This window comes from Salipiger mangrovisoli (assembly GCF_015223355.1).
GTDB classification, from domain to species: domain Bacteria; phylum Pseudomonadota; class Alphaproteobacteria; order Rhodobacterales; family Rhodobacteraceae; genus Salipiger; species Salipiger mangrovisoli.
This window is the reverse complement of the sequence record NZ_JADFFK010000028.1, coordinates 50,858-65,940: the sequence shown is the minus strand read 5'-3', so window position 1 is coordinate 65,940 and position 15,083 is coordinate 50,858. Positions and strand designations below refer to the sequence as shown.

Sequence of the window (15,083 nt, the reverse complement as noted above, 5' to 3'; positions counted from 1 at the left end):
GCTGCCATGGCAGACTCTCTCTCCATTAGAGAAAGAGTTGTTTTCTAATGGGCGTAGCACCTGGGGGTGGCGCGTACTGCTGTGAACTCAAGGGTCGTTGCGACAGGGTCCGCTATCTCAGTTTCACCATTTCTTCTCTGAAGGCTTCCGTTGGCGTGCGCCATCCGAGGCACTTCCGCGGTGTCGCATTCAGTCTCTCGCTGATCGCCTTCATCTGGGGCCTCGAAAGCGATGCGAGAGACGTATCGCGGGGCAGGAAGCGGCGGGCCCGTCCATTCAGGCTTTCCACCGAGCCTTTCTGCCAGGGCGCCTGCGGGTCGCAGAACCAGGCGGTTGTCCCGATGCCCGCCTCGAGCTTTCTCCAGTCGCGAAACTCGAAGCCGCGGTCGAAGGTGATCGACTTGCGTGCCGCCCGGGGCAGTGGCGTCATCACGTTCATCAAGCTGTTCATGAAGTGCGTGGAGCTGCGATCGTTGTTCCGGAACAGGACCGCGAAACGGGTCTTTCTCTCGACCAGCGTTGCGACGTTCATCGAGCCTTGCGCGCGCTCGAAGATCATCAGATCGCCTTCCCATTCTCCGAATGTTTCCCGTGTTTTGACGTACTCGGGTCGCTGATGGATCGAGCGTTCGGGCGGGAAGACCGGGTTGCGAGGCCGCCGTGCATACCGGGGCCTGCGTTTCTTGCGCCGGCTCGGCAGATGTCGCGCCAGCTCTTCGGCACGACCCTCGGGGCCATAGACATGGGCGTAGATGGTCTCGTGGCTGACGGTCACGGGCAGACCTTCGAAGCGAATCCGGCCGGCGATCTGCTCAGGTGACCAGCCAGCCTTGAGACGGTCGACAACGGCTTCGCGCAAATCCTCAAGCCGGATCAGCTTGCGCCTCCGGGCCCGGCGGTGGGAGGCTTTGCGCTGCGCGACCATGCCGTAGTAGCCATCGAGGTAGGCGACCTCGTCAGTGTCTGCAGCAAAGGCATTACGCTTGATCTCGCGGTAGACCGTCGAACGATGCCGACCGATCTCTGCGGCAATCGAGCTGACCGGCAGCTTTGCGTTTAGCAGGTCTTCGATCCTGCGCCGCTCACGCAGGTCCAACTCTTTGTGCGCCATCGTCCGTTCTTCTTGCTTTCCAGCAAGATAGGGGATTTGTCGCAACCCAGTTTAGAATGTGCCTGCCACACCTCTCCTTATCCAATAAGTATTATTATGTAAAATACAGGCCGCCGCAGGACGGGGGCATGCTCCGCCATCCCATCCTGCACGCATGGGACGTCTTCCCGCGCAGACCGAACGCTTTTGCGATCGCCGCGTGACGCCAGAACGAAGTACGGGGGGCAAGAGCGCCCCCCGTACGATGTGTGTCAGCAACCGAAATCAGACGAACAGGAAGTTGTCCGAGGTCAGCGTGATCTCCTCATCACTCAGCAGCGTGGCCAGGAGCTGGGCATCCGCGCCACCGAGGCCATCGGCATCATAGGACAGCGTGCCGGCCTCGGCATCCCAGAGCAACTGGTTGCCCGACAGCGGGTCGACGGGGTTGATCCCCGAGAAGTTGACCAGGCTCAGGCGGAACACATCCTCCGAGGCGTCGAAGTCGAGGATGGTGTCGCCCCCCTCTTCCGGTGTGACGAAGGCGAAGGTATCCGCCCCCGCACCGCCACTCAGGACATCCGCGCCGAGCCCGCCGTAGAGCACGTCGTCGCCAGCACCGCCCAGCAGCGTGTCGTCGCCGTCGCGGCCGATCAGCGTGTCGTCACCGAAGCCGCCGTCGAGCAGGTTGTCCTCGGCATTGCCGAGCAGCCGGTCGCCGAACGCCCCGCCCAGAACACCTTCGATGTTCACGTAGGTGTCGGTGCCTTCCCGGGCGCTGACGAACTGTGCCCCGGTGATCGACAGGTCCACCGTGACGCCGTCGCGGGCGGTGACGAAGTCGAGCAGGTCGAAGCCCTCGCCGCCGTCGACGGTGTCGTCGCCGATCCCGCCGGCCAGCGTGTCGTCGCCGGCGCCGCCAAGCAGCAGGTCATTGCCCTGCCCGCCGTGCAGCCAGTCATCGCCGATCCCGCCGTCGAGGACATCCTCGCCCTGGTTGCCGTAGAGGCTGTCCGCCCCCAGGCCGCCAACCAGCAGGTCGTTGCCCGCGCCACCGGTCAGCATGTCGTCGCCCAGCCCGCCGTCGAGCAGGTTGGCCTCGGCATTGCCGGTGAGGTGATCGCCGTCGAGCAGGTTGGCCTCGGCATTGCCGGTGAGGTGATCGCCGAACGCCCCGCCCAGAACACCTTCGATGTTCACGTAGGTGTCGGTGCCTTCATGCTCGCTGACGAGCTGTGCCGCGGTGTTCGACAGGTCCACCGTGACGCCGTCGCGGGCGGTGACGAAGTCGAGCAGGTCGAAGCCCTCGCCGCCGTCGACGGTGTCGTCGCCGAGCCCGCCGGCCAGCGTGTCGTCGCCTTCGCCGCCGAGCACCAGGTCATTGCCCTGCCCGCCGTGCAGCCAGTCGTCGCCGAGCCCGCCGTCGAGGATATCCTCGCCCTGGTTGCCGTAGAGGCTGTCCGCCCCCAGGCCGCCCAGCAGCGTGTCGTTGCCCGCACGGCCTTCAAGGACGTTGTCGACATCGTCGCCGATCAGCAGGTCCCCGAAGGCGCTGCCCGAGAGGTTCTCGATCCCGGTCAGATAGTCGCGGCCGTGGCCGGTGTTCTGCGGCCCGGTGGCGGAGAGGGTGACCCGGACGCCCATGGTCGCGCCTTCGTAGTCTGCCGTGTCGACCCCTTCCCCGCCGATGAGGAAGTCGTCGCCCGCGCCGCTGACCAGCGTGTCGTCGCCGCCGAGCGCGCGGACGACGTTGCCGTCCGCCGTCGCCTCGAGCCGCTCGCCGGCCTCGGTGCCGATGATCTCGGCGGCCTCGAAGGTGCCGTCGATGGTCACCGTGTAGGTCTGCACGACCGACAGGCCGCCGGTATCGGTGACGGTGTAGCGCGCCACGATGACCGCCTGCTCGCCTTCCAGAAGATCCGCATAGGCGGTCGGATCGACGCTCAGCGTGCCATCCACGACGCTCACGCCCTCGGGCAGATCGGTGCCCGCGTTGCCGGTCGCTGCGCCGTTCACCGTGAAGGTGAGCGCGGTGATCGCCAGCGTGTCGAGATCGTAATCGGCGTCGATGTCGCTGACCGCACTCAGCAGATCGAAGCTGACCGCATCGGTCACATCGTCCTGCGTGCTGTCCGAGGGCGCCGGGTCGTCGGCGACCGGGGCCTCGTTGACATTGATCACCGCCGCCGTCGGTGCGGTCACGATCTCCTCTTCGGTGCCGCCGAGATCGGTGTAGACGACACGGAAGCTGATCTGATGACCGACGTCGTCGCGATCCAGCACATAGGCGAAGTCCTCCGGACCGGTGACGGTCTGCACCACCTCGCCGTCGCGCAGCCATTCCATCGAGGTCGGCGCCTCCGGCAGGCCGTCGGCATCGTCGATCACACCTGCGATGGTCAGCGTGTCGCCGACCTGCGCGTCGGTGGTGTCACGCCCGTCGGCCGTGTTGACGATCTGCACGCTCTCCACCGGCGCATCGTTGACCGGCTGCACGTTGATCGTCGTGGTGGCCGAAACGCCGGGGTTGCCGTCGCTGTCGGTCGCGGTGATCTCGACGTGGCGGGCCGCGTCGGTCGGCACGTCGGAGTCGTTGACGTAGCGCACCGAGCGCACCGCCAGCTGGAAGTAGGTCGGGTCGAGCCCGCCTGCCGCCGCGGTGAGCGTCAGCTGGTGGGTGTTGTTGCCCACCACCGTGATCCCCAGCGCCGCGAAGGTGGCGACCTGCGCCGGAGAAATCGACAGGCGCTCGTCGCTGCCGTTGACCGCGTCGGTCAGGGTCAGCACCACCTGGTCGGTGTTGCCCTCCTGGTCGATCAGCTCGGCATCCGAGGCGGCGATGGCGATGCCCGGCGCGTTCTCGACATAGCTGACCTGGTAGTCGCGGCCCTCGACGCTGCCGTTGAGATCGACCACCGTCGACCATTCCACCGCGAAGGTGAAGACCACCGGTGCCGAGGCCGTCTCGGCGCCATCCACGACCTGCACGACCACTTCCCGCGCGCCGGCAAAGGCGTTGGGGTTGGTGTTCTCGTAGCGCAGGCTTTCCAGCGCTTCCTCGTAGTCGGCCAAGCTGCCGGTGCCCGAGATGATCAGCGGATCATCGAGGGTGCCGGTGCCGGTGATGGTCAGCTCGGTGCCGCTGGAGGCGGTGAAGCCCGCGCCCCCGGTCGAGGTGATGGTCTCGTAGATCGTGCCGAAGGCGTTATCCAGCGTGGTGCCGGGGTTGAGCAGCGCGATGGCGCCCTCGATGGTGTCGCCGGTGTCGACGTCGCTCAGGCTCACGCCGGCGTCGCCGAACAGCGCCGCCGCCTCGCCGCGGGCGTAGAAGGTGCCCGTGCCGTCCACCGTGACCACCGGCGCGTCGTTGACGTCGGTGACCTGAAGCGTGACCTGCCCCGAGGCGGTCGAGAAGGCGCTTTCGCCGCCGCGGTTCGCGGCGTTCCCGGCGCCGGCAACCGCCGCGACCACGTCGCCGCTTTCGCCGCTCGCCTGGTCCCAGGCGTAATAGTCGAGCGTCGCGGTGGTGCCGTTCATCTCGTCGGGCACGAAGCGCAGCAGATCGTCCGAGGCCAGCAGCAGCACCTCGCCCTCGGCGAGGCTGATCGTGTTCCAGCTGTCGCCGCCGTCGAGGCTGTACTGCCAGTCGCCCGAGCCATTGCCGTCGACGCCGGTGCCGTGGATCGCCATGCCCGAAAGCGTGCCGTTGTCGGCGGCGTGATCGCCGGTGTCGACGTCGGTGACGGTGGCCGCCGAGAGCAGGGAGCCCACGGTCTGGCCAGCGTTGGCGACCTCATCCTCGGTGATCGAGGTCGCCTCGACATCGCCGTCGCCGAGCACCGGCGCATCGTTGGACGGGGTCACGGTGAGCGCCACCGAACCGGTGCCGATCAGGGCCGTGCCCGCGCCTTCGAGGCCGTTGTCGGAGACCGACAGCGACAGCGTGTCGCTGCCGTGGAAGTCCGCCTCCGGGCTGTAGGCCAGCCCGGTCAGCGCCGCGTTGAGCGCGGCCAGCGTGCCCGAGACGGTGAGCGATGCGCTCTCGCCATTGGAGCCGGCATCGAAGCTCAGCCCCTCGGCATCGTCGAAGGCCAGCGTGCCGTTGCTCACCGAGACGGTCAGCGTCAGCACCGCGTCGGCCGCGGTTTCGGTGGCGCGCTCGGAGACGTCGACATCCTCCAGCGACAGGCCGGCGATGGTCAGCGTGCCGTCCTCGGCGAGGGTCTGCGCCGGTGTCGCGCTGGTGACCACCGGGGCGTCGTTGACGTCGGTGACCTCAAGCGTGACCTGCCCCGAGGCGGTCGAGAAGGCGCTCTCGCCGCCGCGGTTCGCGGCGTTCCCGGCGCCGGCAACCGCCGCGACCACGTCGCCGCTTTCGCCGCTCGCCTGGTCCCAGGCGTAATAGTCGAGCGTCGCGGTGGTGCCGTTCATCTCGTCGGGCACGAAGCGCAGCAGATCGTCCGAGGCCAGCAGCAGCACCTCGCCCTCGGCGAGGCTGATGGTGTTCCAGCTGTCGCCGCCGTCGAGGCTGTACTGCCAGTCGCCGCCGCCGGCCCCGTCGAAGCCGGCGCCATGGATCGCCATGCCCGACAGCGTGCCGTTGTCGGCGCTGTGCGCACCGGTGTCGACGTCGCTGATGCTGGCGTCGGAGAGCAGCGCCGCCACGGTCTGGCCGGCGGTCTCGGTGGCATCCTCGGTGATCGAGGTGGCCTCGACGGCGCCCTCGCTCAGCACCGGCGCATCGTTGCGCGGGTCGAGGTCGATGGTCAGCGTCGCCGGGGTGGCGTCGAGATCGACGCCGCCGTTGGCGGTGCCGCCGTCATCCTGCACCTGGAAGGTGAAGCTTGCCGCCGCCGCGCCGCTGGCGTCCTGCGCCGGGGCGTAGCTGAGCAGGCCGTCCGCGATCTGCGCGCGGCTCACCGAGGTGCCGGCCTCGATCGCTGCGCCGTCCAGCAGCAGCGTGCCGCTTGCCGGCAGGGTGCTGATCACCACCGCCGCCAGATCGTCGGCGCCGCCGTCGAGCGGATCGCTGAAGCCGAAGTCCCCGACCGCGAAGACATAGGCGGTGTCTTCGGCGCCGCTGACCGTGCTGTCGATGCCGACCGGCGCGTCGTTGACCGCCACCGGGGTGAGGGTGGTCTCGGCGCTGAGGCCGACGTTGCCGTCGGTGTCGACGGTCTCGACGGTCACGCTGCGTGCCGACGTGTCGGGATCATCGTCGGTGTTGACGTAGCGCACGCCGCGCAGCGCCACCTGGAAGCTGGTCGATGCAGCCCCCCCGACGGCTTCGAAGGTCACATAGGTGGCCTGCGAAAGCCCGCCCAGACCGCTGACGCCGTCGGTGGCGGCGATGGTGATGCCGCGCGCATCCAGCCAGGCGAGGACCGTGTCGGAGACCGTGAGATACTCCAGCATGGTCTCGCCGTCGTTGTCCGGCGTGTCCTGCAGGGTGACGGTCAGGGTCTGGGTGAGCCCGTCCTGATCGAGGATCTGCGCATCCGAGGTGGCGATGGCCACCGAGGGCGACTGCTCGATGTAGCTGATCACATGGTCGGTGCCCGCTGCCGCGCCGTTGAGGTCGACATAGGGCGCCCAGATCACGCCGATGGTGACGGTGGCCGAATGACCGGCGACCGCGCTGGCCGAGGTCACCTCGGTCTCGCCGCTGTAGAAGCTCAGCGCCGCGCCCGCGGTCACCCCGTCGAGCGGCGTGCTGGCGGTGAAGTGCCGGCCGTCCTCGACGCTGGCCACGGTGGCGCCGGTGTCGACGCCATCGAGGAAGATGCGCTGGCCAACGGCGATGTCGTCATTGTCCTCGGTGAGCGCAACCGAGGCGGCATTGGAGGTCTGACCCTCGGCATCGGTGACGGTGATCACCGCCTCGCGGGTGCCGACATAGGCGTTGGGGTTGCTGTTGTCGTAGCTGATGCCGCGCAGCACCGTCTCGTAGACCGCATGCGAGGCCGTGCCGGTGATGCTGACCACCGAGCCGCTGGCATCGGTGGTGATCTCCACCGTCAGCCCCGCCTCGGTGGCGGCCGCCTGCGCCGCCGCGCTGAGCGACAGCGTCTCGAAGTTGGTGCCGAACTGGTTGTCGAACACGCCCTCGGTCAGCTCCACGGTGGCCGAGGCGAGCTCGGTGCCGTCGAGGTCGGAGAGCGTCAGGCTCGGGGCGATGAGCACCGCCTCGCCGCGCGCCGAGAAGCGCACGTCGCTGTCGTTGCCCGCGCCGGTCAACACCAGCGCCGAGTCCGCGCCTGCGCCATCGAGGAAGTCACCGGCGGTGAGCGCCGGGGTCTCGCCGGTGGCCAGCGCCGTCAGGACCACCCATTCGCCGCCGTCGATCTGCGCGGCGCTCCAGCCGTCGAAGCTCTGCGCGGCGAACAGCGCGGCGATCTCGGCGGCGGTGCTGCCGGCCGCGATCTCGAGGCTGACGCCATCGAAGTCCAGCGTCTGCGCGCTGCCGGTCGGACGGAAGCTGATCAGCGCCGTGGCCGGGGTTTCGGCATCGCCCTGGGTGAAGGACGGGCCGCTGGCGTCGACGATCGGCGCGTCATTGGTCGCCGCGGCGTCGAGCGTGGTGGTCTCGGAGGCCAGCGTGCTGCCCTCCTCGTCCGCCAGGCTGTAGCTCAGCGTCGCCGCCGCGCCGGTCTGGTTCGGCGCGGTGGTGTAATAGACGCCATTGTCCAGCAGCCAGCCTTGCAGCGAGTCGGCGCTGGCCCCCGACAGGGTGAGCGTGCCGCTGTGGTTGCCGGTGACGGTGATGCCGGCATCGGCCAGCACCTGCGCCGGGGCACCGCTGATCGCCAGCGTGCCGCTGTCGACGGTGAGCGTGAAGCTGACCGCGGCGCTGTCGGGATCGCCCAGCACGAGGCTGTCGAGCAGGTCGAGCCGGGTGGCGCTGTCCTCGGTCACCGAGGTCGTGCCGACGATGCCCGACAGGGTCGGCAGGTCGTTGGCGCCGGTGATCTCGATGCTCAGCACGGCGGTGTCGCTCAGCAGCGTCTGGTCGGAGACGGTGTAGTTGAACGCCTCGACCAGCGGCGTCGCGCCGATGTTCAGCGCCTGCACCGAGGCATTGTCCTGATCCAGCTCGTAGCTGTAGGCGCCGGTCGCCATATCGACGGTGAGCGTGCCGTAAAGGCCGGTGATCACCAGGCTGCCGTCGCTTTGCGCCGCCGGGCGGCCGATGCCTTCGCGGTCACCGGCCCGCAGCGAGGTCACGCTCAGCAGGTCGCCGTCGTTGAGGTCGCTGTCGTTGGCCAGCAGATCGCCGGTCAGCGGCATCGCGGTGCCGGGGGTGGCGTTCTCGGCGCCCGAGGCCTCGGTGATCGCGGCGCTGTCGTTGCCCGCAACCGGGGCGGCGGCGGAAAGATCGACCTTGCGCGGTGCCGAGACCACCGTTTCTTCGGTGCCCTGGTCGTCGGTGTAGCTGGCCACCAGGCGCAGGAACATGCCGCTGTCGGCCTCGGTCAGCGTGTAGCTGCCGTAGCTGGCGCCACCGATGTCGCTGTAGGAGCCTTCGGCGCTGTCGGCGCGCTGCCACTGGTAGCTCGGGGCGGCATCGATCAGCCCGTCGCCGTCGGCCAGCGTCGAGGTCCAGACCGAGCCCACGGCCACGCCGGCCGAGATGAGGCTCACCGCGCCTTCGTCGTTGACGTTGGCCACGCTCACCGCGTCCGAAACCGGGTTCTCGGAGGCGCCGCCCGCATCGGTGTAGAAGGCCTGCACGCGCACGTCGCGGCCGGCCTCGGCATCGCCGGGGGTGAAGCTGGCTTCGGTGGCACCGATGATGTCGGTCCAGACACCGTCGATCGACACCTGCCACTGGTAGGTGACATCCCCGGCGCCCAGGCCATCGGCATCGGTCGGCAGGCTGGCGGTCAGCTCCGCGTCCTCCTCGGGGGTGCCCGAGATGCCGAGGCTGCCGGCGGCGTTGGCGCTCCAGGCCGAGATGTTCTCGCCGCTGGCCGCCACGTCGTTCACCGCCAGGGTGAAGCTGGTCTCGGCGGTGCTGCCGCCGGTGTCCTCGGTGCCGCGGATGACGATGTCGAGGCTGGCGAATTCGCCCACGAGGGTGCCCGAGAGGATCAACCGGCCGGTGTCCGCGGGGTCTTCCTCCAGCGTCAGCCCGATCTCCGCAACATCGACCAGGCCGTCGGCGGTCTGCACCAGCGCGGCGTAGCTGATCCCGTCCAGCGTCGGCGTGCCGTCGGCCTGCCCGTCGGGATCGGTGAACGGCTTGGCGAAGGTCATGGAGACGACGCCGCCGTCGCCGACCACCGCGGCGCTCTGGTCGGCAAGTCCGCCCGAGACCAGCGCAAGCGGATCGTTGGGCTCGCCGGCCACGGTCAGATCGAAGCTGACCTCGGCAAAGGCGCTGCCATCGGTGGCGGTGACGGTGACCGACACAGTGCCGGTGCCCGCCGGCGGGTTGCCGGTGAAGGTGGCGGTGGCGGCATCGAAGCTCAGCCACTCCGGCAGCGCCTCGCCGTTCGCGAGCTCGGCGCTGTAGGTCAGGCCGCCGTCGCTGTCGGACATGTAGTCGAAGGCGCCCGCGGCGAGCGTGTAGCTGCCCGCGCCGGCCCCGTTGCTGAAGGCGACCGCGGCGGGCACCGCGCCCGCGACCGCGGCCAGGCCGTCTTCGGCGCTGTCGTTGTAGACCACCAGCTGGAACTGGCTGCTGGCGATGCCGCCGGAGACCGCGTCCAGGGCCTGGATCTCGATCACCGTGTTGAGCGGCACGGTGCCATCGCCCGACAGCGTCAGCGTGTCGGCATCGAAGGCAATCCCCGGCGCGGTGGCAATGTTGATCTGGGTGTAGACCCGTGCCTCGGTCTCGGGATCGATGCTGACCATATAGGCGGCATAGGTCAGCGGATCACCATCGGGATCGCTGAAGGTGCCGGTCGGGACCTCGTAGCTCCAGCCCGCGCCCTGGGTGTCGACGGTGATGTCGTCGATCACGTCCTGCGCCACCACGTCGTCGCCGGAGCGGACTTCGAAGGCCGCCTCCGTGAGGTCGGCCTGTGCGCCGCCCTCTTTCGCGCGCAGCACCAGCGTGCCGCCGTCGTTCGACACGACCTCGTAGCCGTCGAAGCTGCCGCTGGCGAGGCCCGCGGCGATCTCGGCGGCGGTCACCGCGTCGCCGGCGGTGATCTCGGTGCCGTCGATGGTGAAGCTGGCGCCGCCATGCGCGCCGCTGAAGTCGAGGGTGACGACCTGCGCCACGCCGTCGATGCCGTCGGTGACAGCCACATTGCTGGCCAGCGAGGTGACATTGGCGAAATCGGCGGTGGTCAGATCGGTCAGGTTGCCGGTGCTCGCGGCGGTCAGCGTGACGCTGCCGTCGCCGTTGTCGACCACGGTCCAGTTGCTGAAGCTCTCGCCGGCGAAGGCGGCGGCCACATCGATGGCGCCTTCGTCCCCGTCGAGCGTGACGCTGGTGCCGTCGAAATCGATCTGCGTGGTGCCGGCGGCGTCGGTGAAGGTCACCGTGACGACCTCGGGGGTCGCCGCGGCATAGGCGGTCACCGTGGGCGTGTCGTCGATCGCGGCCGGGGCCACTTCGGCGGTCTCCAGCGCGGCGTCGGTGATCGACGGATCGCCCGCGACGTCGCTGTCGAGCGTGATGGTGAGCGTGCCATCCGAGTAGCTTGCGGCATAGCCGTCGATGGCGTCGATCGCGGCGGCGAGCGTGGTGCCATTCGTGGCCGCCGCCACGTCGATCACCACCGGCTCGCCGGCGCTCAGCGTCAGGGTCAGCGTTGCCGCATTGCCCGCGTCGGTGTCGAGGATGTCGATGGTGACGCTGCTCGGGGTCTCCGAATATGCGCCGGTGTCCGTGCTGGTGACGAGCGGAGCGCTGCCACTGTCGTTGAGCGCGCCGCCGGTGATGGCCTCATCGGCGTTGCCGGTGATCACCAGCGTCGCGGTCTCGCTGTCGTAGGCGGCCGAGTACCCGGCGTCGGTGAACGCGCTGATGGCGTTGAGCGTCTCGGGGAAGCTCCCCCAGTCGGGGGCCTCGGACAAGCCGCTGAGGGTCAGCGTGCCGTTGCTCGAGGTCAGGGTGAACTCCGCCACGTCGCCGACGGCCTGACCGCTCACGTCGAAGGTGAGGGTCGGCAGCGTCTCGCTGTGCGCCACCGGGGTGCCGGCGGTGCCCAGTTCCCCTGCCGGGGTGCCTTCGTCGAGCAGCACCGGACCGGAGATGTCATCGCCCGCCGCGGCGGTGATGGTCAGCGCGCCATCGGCCCATGCGGCGGTAAAGCCGGCATCGCTGAAGGTGCTGTCACCGTTGAGAATGCCGGCAAGCGTGCTGCCGTCGATGGCGGCCGAGACGTCGATGTTGATCGCGCCATTCTCGGAGCTGTTGAAGGCCAGCGTGCCGGCGGTCGCGGCTTCTTCGTTCGCAACGTCGAACACCACCGTCGAGAGCACCTCGGCAGTGCCGTCGGTGTCGACCGACACCTCCGAAGCGATGGTGCTGGCGGTGACCGCGAAGTCGGCGGCGGTGACATCGGTCTGGTTGCCGCCGGTCCGGGCGGTCAGGGTGACGGTGTCGCTATAGGTGCCGTCGACCACGGCGTCCCACGCGCCGGTGCCGGTGACCGCCTCGGCCACGGCCGCGGCGATCTCCGATGCGGTCAGACCGGTGACGGTGATCTCCACGCCGTCGAAGGTGATCGTGTCGACCCCCGCCACGGCCTGAAACTGCACCGCGGCGGTCTCGGCGGTCTCGGTCACGCCGGCGGTGTCGATGCGGACGGTATAGGAGCCGCCGTCGATCTCGATCGTGTCGCCATCGGTGAAGTCGCTGCGGGCGCCCTCGGCCTTGGCGGTCAGGGTGAGGCTGCTGCCGTCGGCGGCGGCCGCATAGCCCGACGCGCCGTCTGCGGTGATGGCGGTGCCCGCCGCGCTGGCGACATCGGCGCCGCTGGCGTTATCGCCCAGGGTGACCTCATTGCCATCAAAGACGATGGTCTGGCCGCCCAGCATGCCCGAGAAGGTGACGCTGGTCACCTCGGAGGGCGCATCCACCGCGGTCCAGCCCAGCGGGGTCACGACCACCGGGGCCTGGTTGCCGGTGCCCGACAGGGTGAGGGTAAAGCTGTCGGAGACCGACGCACCGTCCGCGTCGGTGGCCGTGACCTCGATGTCCAGGCTGGCGTCGCTCCAGCCGGCGGGCGGGTTGCCCGAGAAGGTGCGGCTGGCCTCGTCGAAGCTCAGCCAGGACGGCAGATCCGCCCCGTCGACCAGCGTGGCGGCATAGGTCAGCCCGGTTCCCTCGGCGTCGAAGACGGTGGCGGCGGGCAGCTGGTAGACCCAGCTGCCCTCGCCCTCGAAGCTCTGGTCGGCAATCGCCGCCGTGATCACCGGCGTGTCGTTGGCGCCGGTCAGGCTGACGCTGAGCTCCTGAGTGCTCGAGGCCCCCTGCTCGTCGGCCACCCGCAGCGTGAACACGTCATTGGCAACCTGCCCCTCGGAGAGGGCGTTGATCGCGGTCCAATGGGTGGGCGCGTAGCTCCAGGTGTTGGTCGCGGTATCGAGGGTGAGCACGCCATAGCGCCCCTCGAGCGTCCAGACGCCATCGCTCAGCGTGCCGCCGCGGATCGAGAACGCAAGCGCCTCGCTGTCGACGTCGGTGGCGGTGAGGTTCTGGCTCAGGCTGCCGGTGACCACGAGGTCCGCCAGCGCGCTGTCGGCGGCGGCGGTCTCGGTGATCGACACCGGGGTGAGGGTCGAGGTGAACACCGGCGCATCGTTCACCGCGGCGACGTCGCCGCCGATGGTGACCGTGGTCTCGCTGAACGGGCCGTCGGCGGCGGGCGCCGAGGCGTCGGTGACGGCGGTGGCGGCGCCATCGGTGTAATCGCCGGCATAGCTGCCATCGAGCGCATAGACGGTCAGCGCCGGCACGTCGCCATTGTAATCGGCCGCCGGCACGAAGCGCAGGCGGGCGCCCGCGTCGAGGGTCAGCGCCGCGTCGAGGCTCACCGCGGGCAGATCGAACCAGCTGCTGCCGCCATCGGTGCTGTACTGCCAGCTGCCTTCGCCGTCGGTGGCATTGGCGGTGATGGCGATGCCGGCCAGCCCGTCACCGGCGTCGGCATCCGAGGCGATCGGCGCGAGCAGCGCATCAACGGTGGCACCGGGGCGGTCGGTGGAATCTTCCTGCACGCTGGGCATGTCGACGCTGGCCGCGGCCAGCACGATGCGGTCGTTGACCGCCGTCACGTCGATCTGCACCGATTGCGCCGTGCCCGAGGTGGCGCCCGCGTCATCGACGGCGACGACGCTGAACGCATCCAGCGTGCCGTTCTCGTCGGCGCCCGGCGTCCAATAGGCGTTGAGCGTGTCGGTGATCCGGTCGTTGCTGCCGACCGCCCAGGCGGTGGCGGTCTCGAGGCTGGTGCCGATCAGCAGCGTGCCGCTGGTCACCGCGGTGACCGAGAAGGCGACGACGGTCCCGTCGGAATCCGCCTCGTCGGCCTGCGCCGCCAGAGCGGCATAGGTGATCTCGAGCTGGGTGTCCTCGAGCGTGCTGTCGACCACGGCAATGTCGGTCAGCGTCGGCGCGGCGTTCGACGGCGGCACTTCGGCCACCGAGTCCGCCAGGTCGGCGGCGCTCGCCGAGAACACATAGGCAAAGGAGAAGGTCTTGGATTCGCCGGCGGCGAAATCGCCGAGGTCGAAGCCCATGCCGATGACGGAGTCGCTGTTGCTGCTGCCGTCGCCATCCACGCCCGACAGGTAACTGGCCGGGTCATTGCTCCACGGGCGGGTCACGCCGGTGTTATGGGTGAACGTGCTGTCCGAATAGATGCCGATCACGCGGCCGCTGACCGGCCCGGTCGCAAGCACGATGTCCTCGGCATCGATGCCCTCGGCGCCGCGGTCGTTCGCCGTGTTGGTGGTCGATCCCGCCAGGCCGTTGGAATCCACATCCGGGTCGGTGAACCGCGCGTAGTCGACATCGTAGACGGTGCCGTCGGTGGCGTTGGTCACCGTCACCGACATGGTAATGACCTGGGAATCGGCGCTGGCCAGCGTGTAGGTCTGCTCGACGATCAGCCCGCCGAATTCGCTGCGGTAGGTGACCGAGCCCCAGGTGTTGCCGCCCTCGGTGGTCAAATCGGTCGACACCAGCACGGTGCCCGCGGTCGCGGCGCCGCCGCTGGAGGCGTTGTTCTCGGAATAGAGCGTGCCCCCGATGGAGAGGGTGAAGCCTTCGTAGGGGGAGCCGGGGGTCAGCGAGTCCGCGGTGCTGAGGAAGTTGCCCTCGCCCTCGGGATCGTACTGGATGCCCGGCGAGGTGTTGCCGCCGTAGCCCAGCGTGCCGTCGTCGGAATAGCCGAACCGCACGTAGCGGTTCTGCAGGATGCCGCTGGCCAGCACGCCCTCGAACTCGGGCAGCTCCAGCGCCACGGAGCGCGGCGCGCCCGAAGTCACCGACAGATCCCACGAGCCGCCAAGCGCCGCGGCGCCCACCGGGCCCTCGGCGGCGGCCACCGCGGCGCCGGTCAGCTCGGCAAGGCGGGCCACGAAGGCCCGGCCGGTCTCGCCGGCGCCGGTGCGGCAGCCATAGAGCAGGATGTCGCCGCCGCCGAGCGCGCCCCCAAGCGCGGCCAGCGTGTCGGCGTAGTGATCAAGAACCGCGATGTCGAAAACCCGGCCGCCGAAAACCAGCGCGCCGGGGGTGCCGTGAGTGATGACATGGACGGTGTCGACCGGCGCGCGCGTGCTCAGCGCATCGGCCATCGCCTGCAGAGGGTCAGAGGTCTCGCCAATTTGAACAACCTCGCATTTATTTTTCAAAATATTCGAGATTATATCGAGATCAGAAGCGCCAGAATCAATAAATGCAATCTGGGTTTTATCGCAAGAGATATTCGACATTTTGACTCTCCACAGGTAAACAGCAGGGTCGCCGAAACTGCTCGGACCCCGGGAATTCTTCTTGGTATTTTGACAAGACAGCACAGATCAGCCG

Annotated in this window: 2 protein-coding genes; both read right to left on the bottom strand. The window is 68.9% G+C overall.

Features of this window, described 5'->3' with window-relative positions; genetic code table 11:
- Positions 1-112: 112 nt before the first annotated feature.
- On the bottom strand, positions 113-1,111 hold the full coding sequence (locus tag IQ782_RS25665) for an IS30 family transposase (RefSeq protein WP_194137527.1): 999 nt from the start codon (positions 1,109-1,111) through the stop codon (positions 113-115).
- 264 nt (positions 1,112-1,375) lie between these two features.
- Positions 1,376-14,989 (bottom strand): DUF4347 domain-containing protein, encoded by a 13,614-nt coding sequence (locus IQ782_RS25660; RefSeq protein WP_194137526.1) that lies wholly within the window; start codon positions 14,987-14,989, stop codon positions 1,376-1,378.
- Positions 14,990-15,083: the final 94 nt, after the last annotated feature.